Genomic DNA, 24647 nt, shown 5'->3' on the forward strand with positions numbered 1-24647 from the left:
AACTACTTTTCCACTTTGACCTCCCCAAGAGTACAACTTACTCTCTTCTTCGTGCAGGTAACTTACCCGCCTGCATCCGGAGTGCAAGAAGCCCCGGAACAGTAACGCGACATCATTAAAGGAATAATGATATGTCTCAATCAGAACAAGACCTTATCACCGTCGCAGCGACGGCGCCTGAGGCACTTTTCAGTTCATCCGTTGCAACACCTGAAACCGATACTCGGGACACCGGTCTGATCTTGACCAAAGATCAGATCAAAAGTCTCAAGAAATATGAAATCGCCGGACTGGCCCTTCCGACCGAACTAAAAGACGTCATCGCCTATCTGGGCTATGAAAGCGGTGCTGGTAAGGGCCTGGAGGCCACGGACTTTCAGGAGACGTTCCAACTCGTCAATGGTCACGCCAGACTGTGGAATCCATTGCGCACGGATATGCTGACCGTCAACACCAAACTGGCGGTGTTCGCCGGCTCAGTTGGAACCTATCACGAGGCCATGGAGGACGTTTTCAAAAGCATAAAGGCATTGGAACTGGTCGACGAACACGGTATCAACACACTTGAAGATCTGCGCAAATTCGAAATCAACTCGGGGATAACATTCCCCGATATCAAAGCACTAGACCGCAGTGATCTCGGTTATTTCCTGGATCAAATACTTGAAAAAATAAAGGAGCAGGCAATCGAAGCAACTCGAATCAAAGAGCGTCTGAAAAAATTCGGCGAGGCATTAGACGGGGAAGTGCTCGGTGACATCAAGCAAAAACTGTCTCTCATGGACAACCATTCCGTGGGCAGCGAAATCAAAGCGCTGCAGGTAAAAATTGATGAACGCTCAATGACCATCGACGAGAAGAACAAAGAATACAAAGAACTTGTGATGCAAGCCGTCGGCTCTGTCTTCGGCAATTTGGCCATGCTGATCTACTCCAGCGTCGAGGCTGAGAAAATCCGAAAGGAACGTAACAGGCTCTCCAATGAACAGGAGAAGGACATCGCGCTGATGGACCAGAAAAACAGGATTCTGGCGTCGCTGGGTCGTGTACGAATGGACTTTCAAAACCTGGATCTGGTTGTGATCGATGCCGACATCGCCACCAAAAACCTGATCACCGTCTGGAACTCGCTTCACACATTCATCGCTGCTTCCGCCACCGAAATCAAGGGTATCCACGATGGGCTCTCCATGCGCAGATTCCGTAACCAATTCAACCTGGTGGTCAAACCTTGGGAAACCATCAAAGTCGATGCCAAAAAATTAGAAGACGTGTTTGCAGCAGCCGACCGCGAATTCAAAGAAGAATACGGAGTTTAAAATGAACACTATTGCTCAATTCCCAGGCAGCATCGAATACCCAATGCTGAACCCGCAAGCGTTTCGACAGGCGAAAGCCAAGGCCAATGATGCAACCATTGAAGTTAAAAGGTTGTTCATTCAGACACAGTACCTCCCGTCTTTGCACAGCCGAATCTCTGGCCAGGACCAGGCGCTGCGGACTGCTGATTTCCAGCTGCGTGAGACCGTCAACTCACTGGAAAGCGAAACAAACAGGCAGGTTGATGCGCTTCGATACCTGCAATCCGAGTTACGCAACCCACCTGAGTCCGACCATGGAGACATCATCGAAGACATTGGTCAACGGGTCCAGACCATCATAGGGTACGTAAGCGAAAAAGAGCGGGTACTCAAAAGCTTGATTCCTGCCATGGCCGCCCCGATTGATCGCACGGCCACGGACAAATACATCACTCAGTTCGAAGCGGATCTGGCACGCCTGCCGACAGAAGTACTTGAAATCACAGAACGTCAGAACGCGCTGGACGCAAAACGCAAGGCGCTGACGGAAGCGATGGCGCTGATCGAAGCCAAAGGCTTCACCCAGATCGCCAAAGATACAGCGCTGAGCGCTCAGGAAATCACCAAACTGGGAATGGCCACGCCCGAAGTGATGGCGGTAGAGGCGGCTATTAATGTGGCTTTGCAGGTATTGGAAAGGGCCGAGAGCCTGATCAATTATGTGGGCATGATTGAAGCTCGTGACAGGCTGCGCAAACAGATCAATGACCTGATCGAGCGCGCGCTTGCGAAGGAAGAAGAGCTGCGTCTGGTCTCGTGGAAAAAAGATCTGGTGACCGAATCCCATCGTTTCGACGACCACCGAGCGCAGTACGTTGCCGAATACGAAAAGTGCGTCACGGCTTCCCGCTCCTTCCTGAGTACCCATAGCAACGTCAATGGCGCCGATCAGGACGGGGTCGCTCAATTTGCCGCGGACGTACTGTCGCTGGCGAAACATTTGAAGGTCATGGCCTGATTTCATCCCCGATAATGCGCAACACTGCGGCCGGGAGGTTCAAGGATGTTCATCCCGGCCTCATGCCCGGAGTGTGCTGGTCATAACAGCGCTCTCCGGCGCACCTCATTTCTTTAAAGGATTAACGACATGAAATCATCCGAACCACTGGATAACGCCCCCATTCGCGATGAGAGACTTGACTTGGCAGAGCGGCTGCCCGGCACGTTGATTTCCGCTGCAGCGGGCACGTCAGAAGGCACCGTTCGTGCGCCTGGGCTCATTCTCACGAAAGAGCAATTGATTGATTTGAAGCGTTATGAAAGCCGCGGTCTCGCACTTCCAACGGCACTCAACGATGTCATTTTTTACCTTGGCTACGAGACCGGCGCGGGCCCGCATCTGGAAGCCCGGGACTTCCAGACGACTTTCAATCGTATTCATCAACATGCGTTGCAATGGAACCCGCTTCGCACCGATCTGATGAATGTCGGCAGCGAACTCTGGGTTTTCGCCGATCAGATGCTGGTGTACGCAAACGGCGTACGACACCTCTATAACGAGATCAAGGCCAAGTCGTCTGAAAAGCTTGATCCGGAAGATCAGGCGGAGTTTCTGCAGTACATCCTGCAGGTCGCATCGCTCGTTCTGCAGCGTCGAAATGTAACCGAGTTACTCAAGCGCCGGCTCAATGCCTTCGCTCAAGAATTGTCGGCCGAAGTGATGCCCGAGGTACGGCTCAAGCTACGGAGCATCGACACCAGTCAGTTGCCAACCGACATTAAAGCGCTGATAGACGTCGTCGATAGACGGAGTGCTGACATTGAAGAGAAGCAGCGTGAATACACGGCGCTGGTCCAAAAGTCCGCCGGTGACAGTATCTCTGTACCCGCATTGGGGCTTTATCGCAGCAGCGAGGCAGATAAAGTGCGCAAACAGATAAGCGCACTGCGTCAGCAACAGGAGGCCAGCGTTATTCTGCTTGAGCAGAAAAACAGGATTCACGGCTCACTTCATCGCGTTCGCAGTGATTGGCATGACTTGACACGGGTCATTCTGGATGCAGACATCGCTACTCAAAACATGGTTGTTGTGTGGAACGGCCTACATACCTACCTGACTCATTCGGTTCAGGAAGCAGGAAGAATCGACAGCGCACTGTCCCTGCGTCGCCTCTTGAATGCTTTCAACCTCGTGGCCCAACCCTGGGCTCAAATAAAACGCGACGCAGACACCTTACTCAAGGTGTTCAAAGAAGCAGACCGTGACTTCCGCAAGAATCATGGACATCAATGACCTAGCGAATTCGAATATTCAGGATCACGCAAAATGCCAGGCCACCTTGCAGTGGCAACGCATCGGGTTCGCGCTGTAACGCCATGGAGGGCGGAAAATGACAACACATCTCATCGAATACGACGACGTCGCTTATCTGGGATTCAACATCGGCTACCTGGAAGAGCTTCCCCAACATATTGAAGCCTTCAAAATCAAACTCGGTTTGGTGCCTGAGGCCGAGTACGGTAAATACAAAGAACCCGTGATGGATCAGGTCGTTGCCACCGCGCGGCAAGGCAGCTCGCTGTGGCGCACTGGCGCGAAGCAGATTCGCGCGCTCCATCAGGACACCCAAAAGACACTGACCGACATGATCGCACTGCTGGACAGCAATCCCTTTGACAGCCAAATCGCGCAGCTCACGCAGGATATGCTGCGCCACGAAGCAGAGTTCAAGCGGCAACAGGCAGAATGCGACCGCATCATCGAATGCGCCACGCAGACCATTCCCCGGTTCATGGACTTCATGCACGTGAGGGCCTATGAATACGCGGAACGCAAAGGGCTGCTGGTTAAAGGAAAATCCAGTAACGTACCGGGAACGTTTAACAGCGCGGTGACCGACGAGAGCAGCCTCGCTTCGGCAAGAAGCAGCCTTGAATGGCATCGTCGCGCCTACAACACGGCGATCCTCTCGGCGGGGAATATGGGGGCCTATTGCTCGCGGCTCTCCGGCCTCTTGAACGCCACCGTCCTGGAGATCCGCATGCTGAAGGCCAATCAACCCGCGCGGCGCATGACTGTGTCGAGTCAATCAGCGGCCAGCTCGGCACGCGAGGCCCAGCGCCTGATTGATTACACCTTCGACAACATTCTTCGATTCAGTATTTGAAGCGCAAGAAAAGCGGCACCCTACCGGGAGCCGCTTATTGCTACAGCAAACGCTTAAACGTAGAACGATTTCAGCGGCGGGAAACCGTTGAATTCAACAGCGCTGTAACTGGTGGTGTACGCACCGGTGGACAGCCAGTACAGGCGGTCACCGATAGCCAGGTTCAGTGGCAGGCCGTACTTGTAGTTTTCGTACATGATGTCGGCGCTGTCGCAGGTCGGGCCTGCAATGACCACTTCTTCCATTTCGCCTTTCTTCTCGGTCCAGATCGGGAACTTGATGGCTTCGTCCATGGTTTCGATCAGGCCGGAGAACTTGCCCACGTCCGTGTACACCCAACGCTCGACGGCAGTGCGGGATTTACGCGACACCAGCACCACTTCGCTGACCAGAATGCCGGCGTTGGAGATCAACGAACGGCCCGGCTCCAGAATGATTTCCGGCAGGTCGTCACCGAAGTCTTCTTTCAGGTAGCGAATGATTTCCTCGGCGTAGGTTTCCAGGCTGTTGGTGCGGGTGATGTAGTTGGCCGGAAAGCCGCCACCCATGTTGATCAGCTTGAGAACGATGCCGTCTTCTTCTTTCAGACGCTCGAAGATCACTTTTACTTTGGCGATCGCGGCGTCCCAGACGCTGATGTCACGCTGCTGCGAACCGACGTGGAACGAGATGCCGTAAGGCACCAGGCCCAGTTCGCGGGCGAGGATCAAAAGGTCCATCGCCATGTCGGTCTGGCAGCCGAACTTGCGTGACAGCGGCCAGTCAGCCGTGGTCGAGCCTTCGGTGAGGATACGCACGTAGACTTTCGAGCCCGGCGCGGCCTTGGCGATGTTGCGCAGGTCCGCTTCGGAGTCGGTGGAGAACAGACGCACGCCCTTCTCGTAGAAGTAGCGGATGTCCTTGGATTTCTTGATGGTGTTGCCGTAGCTGATGCGATCCGGGCTGACACCGCGATCCATCACTTTGTCCAGCTCGTAGATCGAGGCGATGTCGAAGCTGGAGCCTTTTTCCTTGAGCAGGTCAATGACTTCAACGGCCGGGTTGGCTTTCACGGCGTAGTAGATGCTGGCAAATTCGAAGCCTGCACGCAGGTCGTCGTAGGCCTTGCCGATCATCGCGGTGTCGATGACCACAAATGGGGTTTCTTGCTTGTCGGCAAACGCCTTCATTTTTTCGAAGGTGCTTTTCTCGAAATAGTCTTCGACCTGGATCGACATGCGGGGACTCCTGTTGGCAAACGGTAAAAAACAATGGGTGTGAGCGCGCGGCTCGTGAACGTCCTCCGTATCCCCACTTTGGTTCGCCTACTTCCCAAGGCTGCTCGGCCGAAAGCAAAAAGGCCATCCGGTGACACACCACGGTTGGCCTTGCTGTCTCGTCGTCAGTACTTGAGCCGGATGGATCGTTTCCAGCATGGACGTTCGGCGCGAACTGTAGGACCTGAGGGGCCGGAGATCAACTAAAAATGTCGCGTTTCTGCCCGTTTTTGCCAGACGGGAATCCACGCGCGTTCAATCAACCCGTAGTAACCGACCGATGTGACAGGGTGATGTTCCCGGTGGGCGGCAAATGGGCAATCCGTCACGAAAGCCACCTGTCCGTCAGACGTCGGCTACCTGATCACCCGAAATGCCCTACGCACCGGATCTCTCTCCCCCACGTATCCCACTGATCATGATCACTAGGGTTGGCGTCCATTCGCTTCGCTCGAACTGTACGAGGCGCTGAATCAACCTGACCAAGGATCAAAGTCATGAACAAGACTGCCTATTCCCCGCCGTACAACAATGACGTCACCTTCGAGTACCTGCGTGATCTGGATCGACCACCCTTTTCGGAAGAGGCGCTGACCACGTTCAGTCCGGCAGCGCTGGCTCAGGTGAGAGAGAGTGAGGCTTACTAGCAAGCCCACCCCTGCACCGGCATTTTCCGGGTGGCGGCGGAAGGCAGCCAGACCCGCGATGGCGGTGTGATCGTGAGAGGCGCCCTTGGCGTGGAGTTCAGACTGGCGGACGGAAGCAAGGTCGCAGGTGCTAGCGTCGGTGACTGCGCCGTTTATCCCGACGGCACCATGGCCCAGGTCGTCACGGGTGCAGGAAAGGCGAACAGCCAAATGGCGCTGGTGGGCAGCCGCTTGAGCAACGGCGACGAGATCATCAATACGCCGCAGGGTTCTCTTCTTCTGCTCCAGCGCAAGGATGTCGCCTGGCCGGATGACTTTCTGTCCGACGTGGAGAGTTGAAGCATGACAATCTTCGACATCAACGGCCGGGAGCAAGGCCTCGACGGTGACCTAACCACCACCGGCGCCATCTGCCACGCCAGCCTTGTTCAAACTTCGCTGGAAGATGGCCGCATGGCATTGCGGCTCGGCGACAAGACCAGCTCCTGCGGCGTGTGTGGGCAAGTTGGCGAAATTGTCGAAGGGGACGACAGCTTCACGTGGGATGGCATTCCGACCGCCGTGCACGACGCGCTTGTGTTGTGCGCATGTCCGCCGGGCACCAATCGATTGATTGCCTCGCGGTCAGAACGCGCGGGGGCCAGTCGAGCGACACCGGACGCCGCTGCGGCGCCACACCCCATTATGCCCACGCCGAATACCCCGTCTTCTCTTTATCCACACACCACTCCGGCGCCGGGGAAAATCTTCGCCCGTGCGTTCGCCATCCGCGACAGCGAAACGGGGCAGCCCCTCGCGAACCGGACATTCACGGCGACGGTGGATGGTCAGCAAAAGTCAGGGACTACCGACAGCAACGGAATGGCGCGCGTTGAGGGTTCTTCAGCAGATTCTGTCGTTTCCCTCCACGTCATGTTCCGTTCGCCTGCGCGCGAGTTGAACGAGCTTGCGGGAATGACGACGCGGGAAGTGACCACTACGACGCGGGTCGAGACGTTGATCCACGGGGACACGCCCAAGCCCATGGTGATCACCGTGAATGATCGGGCCGCGACGCGCGAGGCGATCATTCGGAAGGTGCGTGAGTTGGGGCATGGGTTTGTTGAGCGGTCGGAGTGGCATGCGCAGCCGCCTAAAAAGGCTTTGGTTCGAGACTGGGACTACACAATGATCGCGCTTCATCACGCAGGGAGGAGTTATTCCTGCGGGGAGGGTGCGAACCAAATGCAAGAAGCGCTAAGAACACATCTTGAGGAGAAAAAATTCGATGACATCGGCTATCACTTTGGAATCGACTGCTCGGGCATTGTTTATGAGGGTAGAGATATTCGATTTAAAGCATCGGGTGTTGAGTTATACAACACTGCCGTGATCAGCATTGTATTGCTCAACAACCTGACCACGACCGAAGAAGGAGGAGGCTCCACTGCATGGGGAAGAAGCGTGCTGGACGCCATCGGGTTTAGTACCACCAATGAAATCCCGCTCCAACAGGCTGATGCGACCCTAAATCTCGTCAATGCGTTGAAAAGCGTTTTCAACATCACCCGACTGGGTGGTCATAAAGAATTTCCACGCCAGAAAGCCAATGGGAAAATCTGTCCGGGAAATGTTGGGATGATTCTCGTCAATTTAATTAGACTCAAAACTTCCTTGAACAGCCCCCCTGAAGCATGAAAAAAATCTCGCTCATAATCGCGTTATTAATTCCACCACTCCTTTTTTTTGGGCTTTTACCAAACACGATGGATAGAAGACGATCAGTTGACATTTTTCATTAAAAAACGCCCAACCTACAAAATCAGCTTTATCAATGTATTTCGCAGTGATCATGAGGATAACTGGAATGGATATCTGGAGACCAAGGAGCGACAGTACGCCATCGATTTTTGCAAATATTACGTAGGTTTCGATACTCCCATAAATACGATGGACGACTTTCACAAGTGCAAGCAAATTTACGAACTCACCGAAACGCATGATTCTCCGGTATCAGTGCGAATCTACTGAATCATAATCATGACGAGTGCGTCGCCATTGACCTGCAACCCGCCTAACCAATCTCGGGCGAATCCGTTGCTACGCCCCCTTAAAAATCTATGAATACCGTAAGCGATACGAATCTTGGGTTCACCTACAAACATGCATTCTGGTTGCTTGTAGCGGTTTTGATTTTCAATGCATCGTTCGGCGACTTTTTTGAATTCGGAAGCGACGCTGATGAGGTGGTTTTGAAACGGCAGCTCCCTCAGGGCGACTGGCTATATATCACCCGTTACGGTGCGATGGTCACTGACATGGACACTTTACGATTCTTTATCAGCAAGCCGCTTGACGGTAATGATGCAGACTTACTCAAAAAACTTAATAAAGGGGGTGAATTCCTGATCACGGACAGCGCTTTGGAAAACGTAGTAATTCAAGAAACACCCGATGGCGTAGCCATAACGCTGAAAGGTGCGGTCTACCTCTATTTCAGTGAAGAGTATGTTACTGAAGGAGATCAGTTAAGAAGTTATCGGATTACGCTGACGCAACTTGGTAGCGCAACGAGGGACTAGTATAAATCCCACCACAATTGCTTGCCCCCACCGTGTATAACCGCTTCCACAGGACAGTGCATTTTACCTGTAGAAGCGAGTTCATTGACGCAGAGCCAGCCCGGGCACCAAAGCGCCCGGGCCCTTCACATCAACTCAGCGCAGCCTGCTCCACCAAATCCGCCGGCGAGACAATGCTGGTCTTCATCCCGCGCGACTGGCCGGAACTCAGGTAAGCCGCGATGGATTCCTGCGTCACTTCACCCAGGAACACGTTTTCGGCATCCAGCACCGGCAGCCACGAGCGGTTGAACTCGTACATGCGCGACAACAGGATGCGCAGGTGTTCGTCGTAGGCGGCGGTGGCGTTGAACGGGCGCAGGTACTGGTCGCACGTGCCGGCCTGACGGTGCAGGTCGCGGCGGCGGACGTAGCCCATTGCCTTGTTTTCAGCATCGGTGACCACAACATAGCGGCGGTCGTTTTCGTCCATGATTTCCAGCGCATCGGCGACGGGCGTTTCCGGGCTCACGGACGGTGCGTTGTCCGCCGCGTCTTCGGCCTTGACCAGCAGCAGACGCTTGAGCGTGCTGTCCTGGCCCACAAAGTTACTGACGAAATCATCCGCCGGGTGCGCGAGCAGCGTGTCCGGGTGGTCGATCTGCAGCAGTTTGCCGGCGCGGAAGATGGCGATCTTGTCGCCCAGCTTGATGGCTTCGTCGATGTCGTGGCTGACCATGATCACGGTCTTGTTCAGCGCGCGCTGCATCTCGAAAAACTCGTTCTGGATCATCTCGCGGTTGATCGGGTCGACCGCACCGAACGGCTCGTCCATCAGCAGCAGCGGCGCGTCTGCGGCCAGCGCACGGATCACGCCGATCCGCTGTTGCTGACCGCCCGACAACTCGCGCGGGTAGCGATGCAAATACTGCTTGGGTTCCAGCTTGATCATGCTCATCAGTTCGCGGGCGCGGTCGTGGCATTTCTGCTTGTCCCAACCGAGGAGCTTGGGCACGACCACGATGTTTTCTTCGATGGTCATGTTGGGGAACAGGCCGATCTGCTGAATCACGTAACCGATGTTGCGGCGCAGGGTCACTTCGTCCAGGCCTGTAGTGTCCTCGCCATTGATCAGCACTTTGCCGGAGGTCGGCATGATCAGGCGGTTGATCATTTTCAGCGTCGTACTTTTGCCGCAGCCCGACGGACCCAGGAACACACAGATCTCGCCTTCATTGACGGTCAGGCTCACGGAATCGACGGCCTTCACTTCCTTGCCGTTGCTCTGGAAGGTCTTGGACAGGTTTTGCAGTTCGATCATGGTTTTGACAGTCATTTGAGCAATCCTTTTGGAGTCAGCGAGCGTTGCAGCCATTGCAGAAGCAGGTCGGCGAAGATGGCCAGAATGCTGACCAGTACGGCGCCGACGATCAGCATCGACATATCGCTGCGGCTGATAGAAGCAAGAATAAGTACACCCAGACCACCGGCACCGATGGTCGCGGCGATGGTCATGACACCGATGTTCATGACCACGGCGGTGCGTACACCGGCGAGGATCACCGGCACGGCGATCGGCAGTTCAACCATGCGCAGACGCTGGCCGAAAGTCATGCCGATGCCTTTCGCGGCTTCGCGGATACCTGGATCAACGCCCGTGAGGGCCAGATAGGTGTTACGCATGATCGGCAACAGCGAATAGAGGAACACCGCTGTGATCGCTGGCAATGGGCCAAGGCCCTGTCCGAACTTCGAATAAAACGGCAGCAGCAAGCCAAATAAGGCAATCGACGGAATGGTCAGCAGCACGGTGGCGCTGGCCTGCAACGGCCCGGCAAGGGTCGGAAAGCGCGTCATCAACACGCCCAGTGGAACGCCGACGACAATTGCCAATGTCACTGCGATACCGACCAGAGTGATGTGTTGCAGGGTCAGGTGCATGACCTGATTCCAGTCCAGATGGGAGAAAGCGCTGAGGAAACTCATGGTTTCTCCTCCTGTTTTGCCGCCGGCGTCGGCGGGACCGGCACGCTGTCGGCGGAAGGGTTGATCGGATGCTCGCGCAGGAATTCAGCCGCCACTACGGTAGGACTTTCGTGGTCGACGTCGATGCGCGCGTTCAGCGTACGCATGGTCTGGTTATCCAGCAGCGCGGCGAGCGGCTTGAGCAAATCGGCCAGTTCCGGGTGCTTGTCCAGGTACTCCTTGCGGATCACCGGCGCAGCGGTGTAGTCCGGGAAGTAGTGCTTGTCGTCCGCTAGCACCTTGAGCTTGAACGCGTTCAAGCGGCCATCGGTGGTGTAAACGAGCCCTGCAAAAACCTGCCCGTTGCGCAGCGCGGTGTAGACCAGGCCCGCGTCCATCTGACGGGTGTTTTCACGCCCCAGGTTCATGCCGTAATGCTTGACCATGCCCACCAGACCGTCGGAACGGTTGGCGAACTCGGTGTCCAGCGCCACGATGTGGCCCTTGTCGGCCTCGGCCTTGAGCACCGTGGTCAGGTCAGACATGGTGTTGACCTGCGGATACTGCTGGGCAATCTTGTCCGGCAGCGCCAGCGCGTAGGTGTTGTTGAACTTGGAGGGGGATAGCCAGACCAGCCCCTTCTTGGCGTCCAGCTCCTTGACGCGCTGATAGGTCTGCTCGCTGTCGAGCTTCTCATCAACATGGTTGTAGGCAACCAGCGACACGCCGGTGTACTCCCACAGCAGATCCAGCTGGCCGCTTTCCTGAGCACTGCGCGCCAGGTTACTGCCAAGGCCGCCGGTGATCTGAACCTGATAGCCCTTGTCGCGCAGGTATTGCGCCGTCAGTTCGGCCAGCATGGTCTGCTCGGTGAACACCCGCGCGCCGATGCGCAGCACCGGCATTTCAGCCGGAGCATCCGCGGCCTGGGCGAAACCGGACAGCAACATCCCGACGCCCATGATTAATGTGCATAACTTCTTCATACCAATTCCTTTCTCAGCGGGGCTCGACTTATCGAGCCAGGCCGCGTTCCAGCCAGAGACGGCTTGCCAGGGTCACGGCGCCATCGAGCAGCAGCGCAAGCAACGCGGTACACGCGGCGCCCAGCACCAGTTGCGGCTGATTGTTCAGGGCGATGCCGGGGAAAATCAGGCTGCCCAGGCTGTTCGCGCCAATGAGGAACGCCAGTGGCGCGGTCCCGACGTTGATCGCCAACGCCACGCGCACACCGCCGATGATGATCGGCACGGCGTTGGGCAATTCGACACGCCAGAGCACCTGACGCGGTGTCATGCCGATGCCGCGCGCGGCTTCTTTAAGGGAACCCTGAACGTTTTTCAGGCCTTCGTAGGTGTTGCGCACGATGGGCAATAACGAAGCGAGGAACAAAGCGAAGATCGCCGGACCGCTGCCGATGCCCAGGATGCCCAGAGCGATGGCCAATACGGCGAGAGGAGGAACGGTGTTACCGATGTTGAAGATCTGCATGAAGCGTTCGGCGCGGCCAACCATGTTAGGTCGGCTGAGGACAATGCCGGTCGGGATCCCGACTACCAGTGCCGCCAGCATCGAAGCCAGCACAAGCCAGACGTGGGCTTGCAGATAAAACAGCAGATCGTCCTGATATTGCCTGATGGTACTGATGCCGATCCATTGGACCAGCAGGGCCAGGAGTGCGATGACAATCACACCTCCCAACAGCCCCTTGCCATAGCGATTTGCCACGGGCGGACTCCTTATTTCAGTCGGCAAACGTCTGGCGTGGAACCGGCCTTTTCAGGCAGCACGCGAACGTTCGCGAAGAGCAGCGGGTGGGTCGCCGGAAAGGTTGATACCTCGGCGAAAACACAAGCCATGAGCGCAGCTTCGTCAAGCTAACTTGCTGATTTTGCAACCCTTGGCATGTAGCGATACCAGGGAATGGACGTCTCCTTAACCGCAAAGGTTCCCACGTGCGATGGTATCTGGCCACCCTTTATTGACTGAACGGTTCGGTTATTGCTCTGGTTTGGGCTATAATCGCCGCCCTTTTTTTGAATCACCTCTCGGGCGATTTCCCATGACCAGACAGGCCGCCGAAGTCGCGAAACGCCGCACTTTCGCCATCATTTCCCACCCCGATGCGGGTAAGACCACCATCACCGAAAAGCTGTTGCTGATGGGCAAGGCCATTTCCGTCGCCGGCACGGTGAAGTCGCGTAAATCCGACCGTCACGCCACTTCCGACTGGATGGAAATGGAGAAGCAACGCGGCATTTCCATCACCACCTCGGTGATGCAGTTCCCGTATCGCGATCACATGATCAACCTGCTCGACACCCCGGGCCACGAAGACTTTTCCGAAGATACCTACCGCACGTTGACCGCTGTCGACTCGGCGCTGATGGTGCTCGATGGCGGTAAAGGCGTTGAGCCCCGCACCATCGCACTGATGGATGTCTGCCGCCTGCGCGACACGCCGATCGTGAGCTTCATCAACAAGCTCGACCGCGACATTCGCGACCCGATCGAGCTGCTCGACGAGATCGAAGCGGTCCTGAAGATCAAGGCCGCGCCTATTACCTGGCCGATCGGTTGCTACCGCGACTTCAAGGGCGTTTATCACCTCGCCGACGACTACATCATCGTTTACACCGCCGGTCACGGTCATGAGCGCACCGAGGTAAAAATCATCGAGAAGCTGGACTCCGATGAAGCGCGCGCCCACCTGGGTGATGAGTACGATCGCTTTGTCGATCAGCTGGAACTGGTGCAAGGCGCCTGTCATGAATTCAACCAGCAGGAATTCCTCGACGGCCAACTGACGCCAGTGTTCTTCGGTACAGCGCTGGGCAACTTCGGTGTCGACCACGTACTTGATGCGGTGGTGAACTGGGCGCCGGAGCCCCTGGCCCGCGTCGCCAACGAGCGCACGGTGGAGCCGGTCGAGGAGAAATTCACCGGCTTCGTGTTCAAGATCCAGGCGAACATGGACCCCAAGCACCGCGACCGCATCGCGTTCATGCGCATCTGTTCGGGCAAGTACGATAAAGGCATGAAAATGCGCCATGTGCGCACTGGCAAGGACGTGCGAATCGGTGACGCGCTGACCTTCTTTTCCAGCGAGCGTGAACAGCTGGAAGAAGCCTACGCCGGCGATATCATCGGCCTGCATAACCACGGCACAATTCAGATCGGCGACACCTTCAGCGAAGGCGAAGCCTTGGGTTTCACCGGCATCCCGCACTTCGCCCCGGAGCTGTTCCGCCGCGTACGCCTGAAGGATCCGCTGAAATCCAAGCAGCTGCGCCAGGGTCTGCAGCAACTGGCCGAGGAAGGCGCCACTCAGGTGTTCTTCCCGCAGCGCAGCAACGACATCATCCTCGGCGCCGTCGGTGTGCTGCAGTTCGATGTGGTCGCCAGCCGTTTGAAGGAAGAATACAAAGTCGAATGCGCCTACGAGCCGATCACTGTGTGGTCAGCCCGCTGGATCGATTGCAGCGACAAGAAGAAGCTCGAAGAATTCGAGAACAAGGCGGTGGAAAACCTGGCAGTGGACGGCGGCGGTCACCTGACCTACCTCGCGCCAACCCGGGTCAACCTGGCCTTGATGGAAGAGCGCTGGCCTGACGTGAAATTCCGCGCAACGCGGGAGCATCACTAAGGCTCACTCCTCCGAGTGATCGTTCCCACGCTCTGCGTGGGAGCGCCGCTGCTGACGCTCCGCGCGATTGGACTGCGGACGCGGAGCGTCCAGAGATGCATTCCCACGCGGAGCGTGGGAACGATCAGTTACCCCCCTATTTCACCACCATCCCCACACCCCGCCCACGCGGATCGGACGCGGTTTCGACTTTCGTGCCGTCGATCTTGATCGCTTGCACATTGCCCATCGACCAGCCCTGGTCCTTCAGCGTGTAACCCATGCTGGTCAGCTCGTCAGCCACCGGGGTCGCCAGCGGTGCGAATTTCTCGGTGTAGATCGTGTCTTTCGGCAGCAACTGGTGATGGACCCGCTGGGCGGCAACTGCGTCTTTCAGCGGCATGTGGAAGTCATAGATATTGTTCAGCACCTGAAACACCGTGGTGAAAATCCGTGAGCCGCCCGGCGTGCCCAGCACCAGTGTGACCGCGCCGTCGCGGGTGACCAGGCTCGGGCTCATCGACGACAACATGCGCTTGCCGGGCTGGATGGCGTTGGCATCCCCGCCCACCACACCGAACGCGTTGGCAACGCCCGGCTTGGAACTGAAATCATCCATCTCGTCGTTCATCAAAAAGCCTGCGCCCTTCACCACCACGCCGCTGCCGTAATCCCAGTTCAGGGTGTAGGTGTTGCTGACGGCGTTGCCCTTGGCATCGACGATGGAGAAGTGCGTGGTCTGGTGCGATTCAAGCCCGGCCTTCACGTTTTCCGTGGGTGAAATCGCCGTCGGGTTGACCTCATGGGCGCGCTTGGCCAGATAGGCGTTGTCAGTCAGTTGGCTCACCGGCGGCACGGAAAAGTCCGGATCGCCCAGGTAGTTGGCGCGATCGGCGAACACCCGTTTTTCGATTTCTGCCACCAGATGGATATATCTCGCCGAATTAAGAGGCACGTCCTTGAAGTCATCAGCCAGCTGCTGCTTCATGCCAATCAACTGCGCCAGCGCGATGCCGCCGGAGCTGGGCAGCGGGGCGGTGTAGAGCGTGTTGCCGTTGAAGTTGACGTGCAACGGCTTGCGCCAGATCGCCTTGTAATCCTTCAGATCCTCTTTGGTGATCAGGCCGTTGTCGTGTTGCATCTGCGCCACCAGCAGGTCGGCCGTCTGGCCCTGATAAAACTCGTTGGCGCCTTTGTTGGCGATGCGTTCCAGGGTCTTGGCCAGCTCCGGTTGCCGGAAGGTCTCACCGGTCTTCATGTCGCCGAAGTAATCCGCGAAATTGGTCTTGCCGTTGAGCTGTTTGATCGCTTCAGCGCCATACATGTATTGCTTGTCGGCGACCTTGAAGCCGTTTTTGGCATAACCAATGGCCGGCGTCAGCAGCTCGGCCCACGGCAGCTTGCCGAATTTCTCATGGGCTTCCCACAGCCCCATGACGGTGCCGGGCACCCCCGATGCACGCGCGCCGACCAGGCTCATGCCCGGAATGACCTCGCCCTTGTCGTCCAGGTACATGTTGCGGGTGGCCGCTTTCGGCGCGGCTTCGCGGTAGTCGAGAAAGTAAGGCCGGCCGTTCATGAACAGGGTCATGAAGCCACCGCCGCCGATGTTGCCCGCTTCGGGGTAGGTGACCGCCAGCGTGAACGCCGTGGCGACAGCGGCATCGACGGCGTTGCCGCCCTTCTTGAGAATCTGTGCAGCGACCTGAGCACCGTATTGATCGGGAGACGCGACGGCGCCGCCTTCAAGCACTACCGCATACACCGGCGAACTCGCGGCGAAGATCACCGACAGGGCAAGGGTTTTGAGGATCACTGCACGCATGGGGCTTCCTTGATGACAAATACGACAGCTTGTTACTGATGTGCTGTCTGGAGGCTGAAGAGACTAACGGTCCCGCTGCACATTAATGATGAAACTTGCCGCAAACGCAAACGGCCACACGCGGGTAACCGGCTTGCCCCGTGATGAGTTTGGCCAGTCCTGTGGTGTAACGCCGTTCGTGGTCTGACCTGAAGCACTCGATACCTGATTCAACCTGCCCCACATCATCCCTGCGGTCCGAAATTAATCGCAATAACAGCCCTTGTCTGCATCGCCAACGAATCTAATACAGCGTCTTGAAATACCTACCATCAATTAAAGCCACTGGGCGTTTAACCAGAACGGAGCACCACCGTGATAAGGATATTGGCCTGGTTAGTATTCCTAATCCCCCTGGCGGCGGCCACACCGGCAACGGCCGCTGAGACGCCATTTCTGAAATCAGGCCGGCCACTTGATGAGCGAGATTTCGACGCATCAGCGACGTTGAAAGCGCAGCATTCATTCCCAGGGACCATCAAGATAAGCGAAGCGGATATCGACGCCAGTCAGATTAAAGATCATTCGATTCTGGCGCTGGAGATGGATGGAGCAACGCTGCTGGCCACATTCGTTCGCAGTGAACAACTGAACCAGCCTTCCAAAGTGTCTGTTCCGCGTGATGAAGCGCGCGAAAAGGACGTGTCAGACATGACTGTCTGGTACGGAAATCTAGAGCCGCATATCAACATTGAGCCGTTCAACGCAGCACGACAGGATCCTCTCAATTCAATCACGCTGGTTAAGTCTAAGACCGGTGTAACGGGCGTCATTCGTCATGGCGCCAGACTCTTCTGGCTACGGCCTATGAAAGATGGCAAGCACCTCATCGTGGAACTGGACGAGTCGAAAATGCCCGATGAGGGTAATGCCCCCATGCCATCTGGATCTGGGGCTGTCCTGGAAAAATCATCACCGACCGAATCGGCGGGTAATGTGGTTATAGACGTATTCACCGTCATCATGCAGAGAGCCGTGGACGCCTATGACGGCGACATGCTCGCCTTGATGCAGCTGGCAGTCGCTCAGGCGAACCAAAGCTATATCAACAGTGATATCGGCATCAGCCTCAGGTTGAGTGCATACCAAGTGACGAACTACAGCTCATCCAACTTTTTGGATTTGGACATGAATCGCCTGATGGATCCCAAGGATGGGTACATGGACGACAGTATGGTCATCAGGGAGGAGTCCTTCAGCGACGTGGTCATGCTGATTGATGATTACGGCCGCGTTATTGAGGGCGATTATCTTTGCGGCCTGGCAAAACAGGTAGGCTCGACTGCCGCTACAGCAGTCGCTGCCGTGAACTATCGATGCATCTTCAACCAGACATTCGCCCATGAGCTGGGTCATTTACAGTCTGCTCGCCACAACCCTGAAAACGACTCAGGACAGGGCCCGTATTCCTATGCCCATGGATATCGCTACACAGTTGACGCTGCACAATGGAGAACACTCATGGCTTATCCCTGCGTGCCATGGTCGAGTGGTTGCCCAGTCCTGAACGCCTGGTCCAATCCCGATCTGCGCTACAACGGCGTCCCTATGGGCGACGCTCAGAGCGCTGACAACCGCCGCGTGCTGGAGCTGACTAAGCAGAGCATTTCAAAATACTACAGCCAATAGCGGCACCAGGTTTCAGCCCTAAGCTTCGTACGATCAGCCGGGTACGATCAGCTCGCCTCGATCAGCTTTACCCGCTCCCGCCGCAGGTTCAGGGCCAGGACGCTCGCCAGCACCACAATCGACCCGAGGATGACCTGCGGGGAAGGCATCTCGCCCAGCATCACCGAGGCAATGGCGATGGCCATCGGCGGTGTCAGGTACAAACTCATGGACGCGCGGCTGACGTCCATGTGCTTCAGAACGTAGGCCCAAGCCAGATACGCCAGTGCGCTGGGGAACAGCCCCAGCACACCCACTGCCACATTGACCCTCAGCGGCGCGTTGAAGACTTCCCCAATCAGACCCGGCAAGTAAATCAGCAGGAACACCGTGCCCGCCCAGACCGTATAACAGACCATGGTCAGGCCGTCGTACCGATGGCTGTGACGCTTCTGCAGCGAGAAATAAACGCTCCATGAAAACGCCGCCAGCAGAATCAGCAGCCCGCGCGCGTCCATGTGGCCAATGCCCCGATCACCGGTGACGACAATCGCCGCGCCCACCAGCCCGAGCGCAACACAGCCCCAACGCCAGGCGCTGACCCGCTCCTTGAACACGAAATGCGCCAGCAGCGCGGTAAACAAAGGCGTTGATTGCACCAGCACGCTGGACGCCCCGGCACTCACGCCAGCCTGGCCGAAATTCAGCGCGATGTGGTGCAGGCTGACGGCGAAGAAACCCAGCACCGCGAGCAACGGCACGTCTTTCAGGCGCGGTAACGCGATGCGTTGCGATGAGGCGATCAACAGCATGAACACCGATGCAATCAGGAAGCGCAGTAGCGCCAGATGCCCCGGCTCATAGGCCTGCAAACCGATACGAATGCCGGTGGGCGAAAAGCCCCAGCAGGCGACCACGAAGAACGTGGCGAGGGCAACTTTCATCCCTTCCCACGGCACCGCAGCACTCACCGGTGTATCCGAACTGCAAACTGGCTCTGCCACCACGCTCATTTCGATAACTCCTGCGGACAGGCCCGACGCCTGCCCATGGCTGCGAGTATCGAAACAACTTATGCTCACCACAACCGAACAATAATGACGTAAACACTCACTTTTGGTGATGCATGGAACTGGCCCAGATTCGCATGTTCAAGACCGTGGTCGACACCGGCAGCATTGCCCGCGCTGCTGAAGTTCTGCATTGCGTGCCGTCGAACATCACCGCGCGGATCAAGGCGCTTGAGGCGGAACTGGGCACCGACCTGTTCTACCGTCAGGGGCGCGGGTTGCGCATCAGCCCGGCGGGGGAAATCTTCCTCACCTACGCCGGCAAGATGCTCAGCCTGGCCGACGAAGCCAAGCGCGCGGTGCATCCCGATGCCGCGCCCTCCGGGCCATTGCGTATCGGCGCCATTGAATCCTCGGCCACCGCGCGGCTACCCCGACTGCTGGCGCGCTTTCATGCGCGTTATCCGCAGGTGTCACTGGAGCTGACGACGGGCACCGGCACGCAACTGCTCGACGCGACGCTCAACCAGAAGCTCGATGGCGCCATTGTTGCCATCGACGTCAAACGCCCACGGCTCAAGCGCACATCGATGTACCGGGAGGATCTGGTACTGATTGCCGCCGAGTCGATGGGGCCGATTCGCAGCGCCGCGGATCTGCAGGGCAAATCGATTTTCATGTGGCCCGAAGGCTGCCCTTATCGCGCGGCGCTGGAGCGCTGGTTGCAGCACGACGGCCAGACTCAGCCCATCGTCAGCATTGCCAACTACGGCACCATCGTCGGCTGCGTCAGCGCCGGGGCAGGCGTGGCGCTGGTGCCCAAAGGGGTTTACGAGCAGTACCGGAAAGGCTCGGGCTGGGTCGGTTATGAATTCCCTGAACTGACCTCCATCGATAACCTGTTTTACTGGCACGAGAACGCCGAGCATCACCCGGCGCGGGAGGCGTTTGTGGAGATGTTGCGGGCGGAATTCAGCGGGGTGGCCCAAGATTGACGGCGCACCGAAACCCAATCGACCACGCGCATCCAGCTGGATGAACAAGACGTCGAATGCCTCGGGTGTTTCCGAAATCTTGAAGGTTCACACGACACACTGTAGGAGCGCGCTTGCCCGCGAAGGCGGTGGGTCAGATTGCATTTTCGTCATAGACACACTGCGTTCGCGGGCAAGCGCGCTCCTACAATGGACGTGCGCGAGCAAACTTCTGCGGTAGGAAGTGAGTGCGAAAGATGCAGTGCCAAGTAAGCAGCCTCAAGCCGCGTACACCGCCAGCTTTTTCTGAATGAAATCCAGAAAGCACTGAATCCTCAATGCCAGCTGCGAGTTGCGGTAGTAGACGGCGTGGATCGGCTGGCGATAGCCGCTGTTGGCCTGGGGCAGGATGACGTTGAGGCGGCCCTGGCGGATGTCTTCGTGAGTCATAAAGTGCGACAGGCAAACGATGCCCTCACCCGCCAACGCCAACTGGCGCAACGTCTCGCCGCTGGATGCCGAGACCGTCGGCTGAATGAACAACCGATCCCCGTCGGCGTGGCGCAACGGCCAGTGATTGAGCGTTTCTGTCTGGGTGAAGCCGAGCAGTGAATGTCCGCTCAGCGCCTCCACGGTTTTCGGCGTACCGTGTTTTTTGAGGTATTCCGGGCTGGCGAGGATGTTCAGCGGACTGCTGCCGAGGGGCCGGGCATGCAGGGTGGAATCGGCCAGCACGCCAATGCGGATCGCCACATCGGTGCTCTGTTCCAGCAGATCAATGATCAGATCGTTGCTGTTCAGCTCCAGCTGGATGTCCGGGTACTGCGCACGAAACTCGGCGACGTACGGGACGATGGAATGCAGCATGAAGGGCGAGGCCGCATTGATCCGCAAACGACCGGACGGCGTCTGCTGGCGCACCGACATGCGCTCTTCCAGCTCTTCCATCTGATCCAGAATCTGCCTGGCCCGCTCGAGGAAATACTTGCCCTCCTCGGTCAGGTCCATGCGCCGCGTGGTGCGGTTGATCAACGTCGTGCCCAGCTTGCCTTCGAGTCGCGACAAGGTGCGGCTGATCGCCGAGGGCGTCTGCCCGACCTGCTCGGCCGCAGCGGAAATCGAGCCGCTTTCGATCACCGTGACAAACACCTGCAACTCATCCGACCTGGCTTTCACTGTTGTCTCCCGCTCACAAGAGACCGGATATTAGCGCTCTTGGGAGCAAGCTATAAGCTGCAAGCTGCAAGCTGCAAGCTGCAAGTCACAAGCGGCCAGCATTGAGCTTTAAACTTGCCGCTTGCCGCTTGCCGCTTGCCGCTTGAAGCTAGTAACTCGCTCCTCGCGCTCAGATCCCGAACACCGAGGCCAAGTGCGCCTCATACCGCTTAACGTCCGCGGCCACGTTCGGCATCTTCATCACGTCCACCGCCAGAAAGGTCGGCAGGCCGGTCATGCCCAGGAATTGGTTAGCCTTGTGGAACGGTAAGTACACGGCATCCACGCCCTTGGCTTCGAAGAAATCCGCCGGGTCGTCGAAGGCTTGCTGGGGCGCGTTCCAGGTAGCGGAAATCATGTACTGCTTGCCGTGCAGCAAGCCGCCGCTGCCGTACCGTTGGGAGGCATCGGAACGGGTGCGACCGTCGTTGGCGTACAGGCTGCCGTGCCCTTCGGTGAAGACTTCGTCGACGTACTTTTTCACCGTCCACGGCGCGCCCATCCACCAGCCTGGCATCTGCCAGATGATCACGTCCGCCCAGAGAAACTTCTGCACTTCCTCGGCCACGTCGTAGCCACCGTCGATGAAGGTCTGCTGCACGTCGAACCCGGCGCGATCCAGAAGCGCCAGGCCGGCTTCATGCAGCGTGGTGTTGTAGCGGCCGTCGGAGTGGGCGAATTGTTTGCCGCCGTTGAGAAACAGTACTTTTTTCATATCAAGCCTCGTCCGTCGTCAATGCAGCCCGCTGTTTAGCGGTGCCGGATTGAGGATCTTCAATTGGAATGGACGGCAGAATATCGATCAGGCGAGAGGGGAATAAGCCGCAGAGGGGCAAAATACATTTGCGCCTGAATCACGAGTCAGGCGGCTATTGATGAATTTACGTTGATTGGCCTAACGCGTGAATGCGGGCCGGACACCGCGTAATCAGCCAGCAATCATCAAGTGCGCGCCCAGCAGCGCCATGCCAATGAAGAACATCCGCTTGAACGCAATGGCGCTGATGCGTTGACGCAGCCACTGGCCGAACATCATGCCGAGCAATGCCGGAACCAGCGCCAGCAGCGAGGCGCCCATTTCGGCGCTGCCGACTGCGCCGTTCCAGAACAGACCAGCACCCAGTGCCAGGGTCGAGACAGTGAACGACAGCCCCAATGCCTGCACCAATTCGTTGCGATCCAGCCCCAGGCTCTGAATGTAGGGCACCGCCGGAATGACGAAAACGCCGGTGGCCGAGGTGACCAGGCCGGTGATAAATCCGCACAACGGCCCGAGCCAGCCCTCGGCAGCGGGCGGTACTTTGAGCGTCGGCAGAAACAGGCCGCAGAGCGCGTACACAAACAGCGCGCCGCCCAGCGCCTTCGCCATGCCGTGCCCGTTGCCAAGCCCCAGCGCGTAGGAGCCAAGTATTGTGCCGATGACGATGGTCAGCAGCAGCGGCCACAATCGCGCGCACAGCCCCCGCAGATGCCCGCCGGTTGCCAGCTGCCAGAGATTGGTCAGTGTCGAGGGAATCAGCAGCAGCGCCGCCGCCTGGGTCGGCAGCATCATCGCGCCGAGCAAGCCCATCGCCACGGTCGGCAACCCCATGCCGATGACGCCCTTGACCGTCCCCGCCAACAGAAACGTCAGCATCACCAGCACTGACAAGGTCCAGCCGAGGTGTTGATAAAGCGATAGGAAACCATCCATGGGCGCATCCTGCGATAGGTCGACGAGGGGAACATCGGATTGTGCAATCGGCGCCACTTCACCACATTCAGGCACCTGGGGTAACAGAAAAATAGTCGCTACCACGCTTCTGCTCAGCAGGCCGAACCAGGCAGCTTTCCATTTCTGCCAACCCGACTTGCCATTTGTAACGTTTCACCGGCAGCCGGTTTTTTCTAGGATCCCCTGACGTCGTCGACGCCTGGCTCGCCAGCAATCACGTGTTTGAGGGGGAATGCATATGTCCGATGCAACGGATCGTCTGTGGGGGGCGCGCTTCAAGTCAGCGCCGGCTGAAGCGATGGCCAACCTGTCACGCTCGCCCGCCGTCTATTTCCGCATGACGCCTTATGACGTCGCAGGGTCCAAGGCCCACGCCCACGAGCTTGAGCGCGCCGGTTTGCTGGATGCCGACGAAACCCGCCGCATCATCGAGGCGCTGCAATCGATCGACGAGGACTTTGCCGCCGGCAGCATTCAGCCCATTCCCGCCGATGAGGACGTGCACACATTCATCGAGCGCCTGCTCACCGAACGCCTCGGCACACTGGGCGGCAAGCTGCGCGCCGGACGTTCGCGCAACGATCAGACCGCCAATGACATGCGGCTGTTTCTCCGTGACAGGATTCGCGTGCTGACCCTGTCAATTCTCGATCTGCAGCAGGCATTGGTCAGTCAGGCCGAAGCGCATATCGAGACCATCGCGCCCGGCTTTACTCACCTGCAACAGGCGCAGCCGATTGTGTTTGGTCACCATTTGATGGCCCATGCCCAGGCGATTCATCGTGACATCCAGCGCCTGCAGGATTGGGATCAGCGTTTCAATCTATCGCCCCTCGGCGCCGCCGCCATAGCGGGTTCAGCCATCGCCCGCGACCCTCAACGTTCGGCGGCGGAAATGGGCTACGCCGGGCCGTGTGAGAACTCCATCGACGCCGTCGCCAGCCGCGATCACGTGGCCGAGTTTCTGTTCTGCGCGAGCATGCTGGGGATCAATATTTCGCGCATGGCCGAGGAGTTCTGCATCTGGACGTCGCGGCAGTTTCGCTGGGTCGAGCTGGACGATGCGTACGCCACGGGCAGCTCGATCATGCCGCAGAAGAAGAATCCGGACATCGCCGAACTGGCCCGGGGTAAATCCGGTCGTTTGATCGGTTCGCTGACAGCGATTCTGTCGGTGCTCAAGGCACAGCCGCTGTCGTACAACCGGGATTTGAGCGAAGACAAACACGCCATCTTCGACGCCCTGGACACGCTGAATCTGGTGCTGCCCGCCTTTGCCGGCATGGTCCGCACGATGAAGGTACGCAAGGACGAGTTGCTGCGTCAGGCCCCATTGGGTTTCACCCTGGCGACAGAAATTGCGGACTGGCTGGCCGTTCGCGGTGTGCCGTTCAAGGAAGCCCACGAGATCACCGGGCAGCTGGTTCAGCTGTGTGAGGCGCAGGACATCGGGCTGCCAGAGCTGACGCCGAAGATGCTCGCTGACACCGACCCGCGCCTGACGCCGGAGGTGCTGGAGAGCCTGACGCTGGAAGCCGCACTGGCGGCGCGCAGCGGTTGGGGCGGCACGTCGCCGGTACGGGTGGCCGAGCAAATCGCGCGGTTTAAACAGCACTTGGTGGCGCAAGAGCAATGGGCCAAGGACTACAACGGCCCGCGGGGTTAATTGCGCGCAGCCAGTCCCACTGACTGACCGCGTGCACATCGTGGGACCGGCTTTAGCCGGGAAGGCGTCGGATGTCACGACGTGAAATCGCGGGT

At 57.8% G+C, this 24647-nt stretch carries 23 protein-coding genes; 12 read left to right on the forward strand and 11 right to left on the reverse strand.

Features of this window, described 5'->3' with window-relative positions; translation table 11 throughout:
* The first annotated feature begins 131 nt into the window (after positions 1-131).
* The 4 genes from BMY98_RS06990 to BMY98_RS07005 all read left to right on the forward strand — a co-directional run bounded on the left by BMY98_RS06990 (position 132) and on the right by BMY98_RS07005 (position 4468).
* A complete protein-coding gene (locus tag BMY98_RS06990; RefSeq protein WP_074886566.1) occupies positions 132-1319 on the forward strand; it encodes an alpha-xenorhabdolysin family binary toxin subunit A in 1188 nt (395 codons plus the stop codon).
* Position 1320: 1 nt separating this feature from the next.
* Positions 1321-2319 (forward strand): alpha-xenorhabdolysin family binary toxin subunit B, encoded by a 999-nt coding sequence (locus BMY98_RS06995; protein ID WP_074886569.1) that lies wholly within the window; start codon positions 1321-1323, stop codon positions 2317-2319.
* Positions 2320-2448: 129 nt separating this feature from the next.
* Positions 2449-3594, forward strand: coding sequence for an alpha-xenorhabdolysin family binary toxin subunit A (locus BMY98_RS07000; RefSeq protein ID WP_074886572.1), 1146 nt, complete (start codon positions 2449-2451; stop codon positions 3592-3594).
* Positions 3595-3691: 97 nt separating this feature from the next.
* Positions 3692-4468: a hypothetical protein gene (locus tag BMY98_RS07005; RefSeq protein ID WP_074886575.1), complete on the forward strand. Its 777-nt coding sequence runs from the start codon at positions 3692-3694 to the stop codon at positions 4466-4468.
* Positions 4469-4521: 53 nt separating this feature from the next.
* Here the strand turns inward: BMY98_RS07005 and BMY98_RS07010 are convergent, their stop codons facing one another.
* Positions 4522-5685: a type III PLP-dependent enzyme gene (locus BMY98_RS07010; protein WP_074886578.1), complete on the reverse strand. Its 1164-nt coding sequence runs from the start codon at positions 5683-5685 to the stop codon at positions 4522-4524.
* 536 nt (positions 5686-6221) lie between these two features.
* Here BMY98_RS07010 and BMY98_RS27570 point away from each other — a divergent pair.
* From BMY98_RS27570 to BMY98_RS07020, 3 genes are all read left to right on the forward strand, one after another.
* On the forward strand, positions 6222-6371 hold the full coding sequence (locus tag BMY98_RS27570; protein WP_245760029.1) for a hypothetical protein: 150 nt from the start codon (positions 6222-6224) through the stop codon (positions 6369-6371).
* A gap of 90 nt (positions 6372-6461) precedes the next feature.
* The gene (locus BMY98_RS27575) at positions 6462-6710 is read left to right on the forward strand and encodes a hypothetical protein (RefSeq protein WP_245760030.1); all 249 of its coding nucleotides are present in this window, start codon (positions 6462-6464) and stop codon (positions 6708-6710) included.
* A gap of 3 nt (positions 6711-6713) precedes the next feature.
* A complete protein-coding gene (locus BMY98_RS07020) occupies positions 6714-8048 on the forward strand; it encodes an N-acetylmuramoyl-L-alanine amidase (protein ID WP_083398736.1) in 1335 nt (444 codons plus the stop codon).
* Between the two features lie 12 nt (positions 8049-8060).
* On the opposite strand, the gene BMY98_RS07025 is transcribed toward BMY98_RS07020, so the two are convergent.
* Positions 8061-8351 carry a hypothetical protein gene (locus BMY98_RS07025; protein ID WP_074886580.1) on the reverse strand — a complete coding sequence of 97 codons (291 nt, stop codon included), beginning with the start codon at positions 8349-8351 and terminating at the stop codon, positions 8061-8063.
* 119 nt (positions 8352-8470) lie between these two features.
* Here BMY98_RS07025 and BMY98_RS07030 point away from each other — a divergent pair, with 119 nt between their 5' ends.
* On the forward strand, positions 8471-8932 hold the full coding sequence (locus BMY98_RS07030; protein WP_074886583.1) for a hypothetical protein: 462 nt from the start codon (positions 8471-8473) through the stop codon (positions 8930-8932).
* 130 nt (positions 8933-9062) lie between these two features.
* On the opposite strand, the gene BMY98_RS07035 is transcribed toward BMY98_RS07030, so the two are convergent.
* The 4 genes from BMY98_RS07035 to BMY98_RS07050 are packed head-to-tail and all read right to left on the reverse strand — an operon-like array spanning position 9063 to position 12604.
* Positions 9063-10232: an osmoprotectant ABC transporter ATP-binding protein OsmV gene (locus BMY98_RS07035; RefSeq protein WP_074886660.1), complete on the reverse strand. Its 1170-nt coding sequence runs from the start codon at positions 10230-10232 to the stop codon at positions 9063-9065.
* A gap of 11 nt (positions 10233-10243) precedes the next feature.
* Complete coding sequence (locus BMY98_RS07040) at positions 10244-10897, reverse strand: ABC transporter permease (protein WP_074886586.1); 654 nt, start codon at positions 10895-10897, stop codon at positions 10244-10246.
* Entirely contained in the window at positions 10894-11862 is a 969-nt protein-coding gene (locus tag BMY98_RS07045) for a glycine betaine ABC transporter substrate-binding protein (RefSeq protein WP_083398737.1), read from the reverse strand. Before BMY98_RS07045 ends, BMY98_RS07040 begins: the two co-directional genes overlap by 4 nt.
* A gap of 28 nt (positions 11863-11890) precedes the next feature.
* Positions 11891-12604, reverse strand: coding sequence for an ABC transporter permease (locus BMY98_RS07050; protein WP_074886589.1), 714 nt, complete (start codon positions 12602-12604; stop codon positions 11891-11893).
* Between the two features lie 334 nt (positions 12605-12938).
* Here BMY98_RS07050 and BMY98_RS07060 point away from each other — a divergent pair, with 334 nt between their 5' ends.
* Positions 12939-14522, forward strand: coding sequence for a peptide chain release factor 3 (locus tag BMY98_RS07060; protein WP_074886592.1), 1584 nt, complete (start codon positions 12939-12941; stop codon positions 14520-14522).
* 136 nt (positions 14523-14658) lie between these two features.
* Here the strand turns inward: BMY98_RS07060 and ggt are convergent, their stop codons facing one another.
* A complete protein-coding gene (gene ggt / locus BMY98_RS07065) occupies positions 14659-16326 on the reverse strand; it encodes a gamma-glutamyltransferase (RefSeq protein WP_074886595.1) in 1668 nt (555 codons plus the stop codon).
* 354 nt (positions 16327-16680) lie between these two features.
* On the opposite strand from ggt, the gene BMY98_RS07070 reads away from it, so the two are divergent.
* Positions 16681-17994, forward strand: a complete 1314-nt coding sequence (locus BMY98_RS07070; RefSeq protein ID WP_074886598.1) for a M12 family metallo-peptidase — start codon at positions 16681-16683, stop codon at positions 17992-17994.
* A 47-nt stretch (positions 17995-18041) separates the two neighbouring features.
* On the opposite strand, the gene BMY98_RS07075 is transcribed toward BMY98_RS07070, so the two are convergent.
* Positions 18042-18917: a DMT family transporter gene (locus BMY98_RS07075; RefSeq protein WP_074886663.1), complete on the reverse strand. Its 876-nt coding sequence runs from the start codon at positions 18915-18917 to the stop codon at positions 18042-18044.
* A 182-nt stretch (positions 18918-19099) separates the two neighbouring features.
* Between BMY98_RS07075 and BMY98_RS07080 the strand changes: the two genes are divergently transcribed.
* A complete protein-coding gene (locus tag BMY98_RS07080; protein WP_074886601.1) occupies positions 19100-19978 on the forward strand; it encodes a LysR family transcriptional regulator in 879 nt (292 codons plus the stop codon).
* 258 nt (positions 19979-20236) lie between these two features.
* Here BMY98_RS07080 and BMY98_RS07085 read toward each other — a convergent pair whose 3' ends face one another.
* From BMY98_RS07085 to BMY98_RS07095, 3 genes are all read right to left on the reverse strand, one after another.
* Positions 20237-21133, reverse strand: a complete 897-nt coding sequence (locus BMY98_RS07085) for a LysR family transcriptional regulator (protein WP_074886604.1) — start codon at positions 21131-21133, stop codon at positions 20237-20239.
* Positions 21134-21302: 169 nt separating this feature from the next.
* A complete protein-coding gene (gene mdaB, locus BMY98_RS07090; protein WP_074886607.1) occupies positions 21303-21887 on the reverse strand; it encodes an NADPH:quinone oxidoreductase MdaB in 585 nt (194 codons plus the stop codon).
* Between the two features lie 213 nt (positions 21888-22100).
* A complete protein-coding gene (locus BMY98_RS07095; RefSeq protein ID WP_074886610.1) occupies positions 22101-22865 on the reverse strand; it encodes a sulfite exporter TauE/SafE family protein in 765 nt (254 codons plus the stop codon).
* Between the two features lie 259 nt (positions 22866-23124).
* Between BMY98_RS07095 and argH the strand changes: the two genes are divergently transcribed.
* Complete coding sequence (gene argH, locus BMY98_RS07100) at positions 23125-24552, forward strand: argininosuccinate lyase (protein WP_074886613.1); 1428 nt, start codon at positions 23125-23127, stop codon at positions 24550-24552.
* Positions 24553-24647: the final 95 nt, after the last annotated feature.

The organism is Pseudomonas graminis (assembly GCF_900111735.1).
Lineage (GTDB): Bacteria > Pseudomonadota > Gammaproteobacteria > Pseudomonadales > Pseudomonadaceae > Aquipseudomonas > Aquipseudomonas graminis.

Bases quoted from the DNA above. Each gene is read 5' to 3' on its own strand.
- BMY98_RS07035 (WP_074886660.1), bottom strand. From the start codon at position 10,232: ATGATCGAACTGCAAAACCTGTCCAAGACCTTCCAGAGCAACGGCAAG.
- argH (WP_074886613.1), top strand. From the start codon at position 23,125: ATGTCCGATGCAACGGATCGTCTGTGGGGGGCGCGCTTCAAGTCAGCG.
- ggt (WP_074886595.1), bottom strand. From the start codon at position 16,326: ATGCGTGCAGTGATCCTCAAAACCCTTGCCCTGTCGGTGATCTTCGCC.
- BMY98_RS07040 (WP_074886586.1), bottom strand. From the start codon at position 10,897: ATGAGTTTCCTCAGCGCTTTCTCCCATCTGGACTGGAATCAGGTCATG.
- BMY98_RS07020 (WP_083398736.1), top strand. From the start codon at position 6,714: ATGACAATCTTCGACATCAACGGCCGGGAGCAAGGCCTCGACGGTGAC.
- BMY98_RS06990 (WP_074886566.1), top strand. From the start codon at position 132: ATGTCTCAATCAGAACAAGACCTTATCACCGTCGCAGCGACGGCGCCT.
- mdaB (WP_074886607.1), bottom strand. From the start codon at position 21,887: ATGAAAAAAGTACTGTTTCTCAACGGCGGCAAACAATTCGCCCACTCC.
- BMY98_RS07095 (WP_074886610.1), bottom strand. From the start codon at position 22,865: ATGGATGGTTTCCTATCGCTTTATCAACACCTCGGCTGGACCTTGTCA.
- BMY98_RS07075 (WP_074886663.1), bottom strand. From the start codon at position 18,917: ATGAAAGTTGCCCTCGCCACGTTCTTCGTGGTCGCCTGCTGGGGCTTT.
- BMY98_RS07005 (WP_074886575.1), top strand. From the start codon at position 3,692: ATGACAACACATCTCATCGAATACGACGACGTCGCTTATCTGGGATTC.
- BMY98_RS07010 (WP_074886578.1), bottom strand. From the start codon at position 5,685: ATGTCGATCCAGGTCGAAGACTATTTCGAGAAAAGCACCTTCGAAAAA.
- BMY98_RS07030 (WP_074886583.1), top strand. From the start codon at position 8,471: ATGAATACCGTAAGCGATACGAATCTTGGGTTCACCTACAAACATGCA.
- BMY98_RS07045 (WP_083398737.1), bottom strand. From the start codon at position 11,862: ATGAAGAAGTTATGCACATTAATCATGGGCGTCGGGATGTTGCTGTCC.
- BMY98_RS07025 (WP_074886580.1), bottom strand. From the start codon at position 8,351: ATGCGTTTCGGTGAGTTCGTAAATTTGCTTGCACTTGTGAAAGTCGTC.
- BMY98_RS07060 (WP_074886592.1), top strand. From the start codon at position 12,939: ATGACCAGACAGGCCGCCGAAGTCGCGAAACGCCGCACTTTCGCCATC.
- BMY98_RS07000 (WP_074886572.1), top strand. From the start codon at position 2,449: ATGAAATCATCCGAACCACTGGATAACGCCCCCATTCGCGATGAGAGA.
- BMY98_RS07080 (WP_074886601.1), top strand. From the start codon at position 19,100: ATGGAACTGGCCCAGATTCGCATGTTCAAGACCGTGGTCGACACCGGC.
- BMY98_RS27570 (WP_245760029.1), top strand. From the start codon at position 6,222: ATGAACAAGACTGCCTATTCCCCGCCGTACAACAATGACGTCACCTTC.
- BMY98_RS06995 (WP_074886569.1), top strand. From the start codon at position 1,321: ATGAACACTATTGCTCAATTCCCAGGCAGCATCGAATACCCAATGCTG.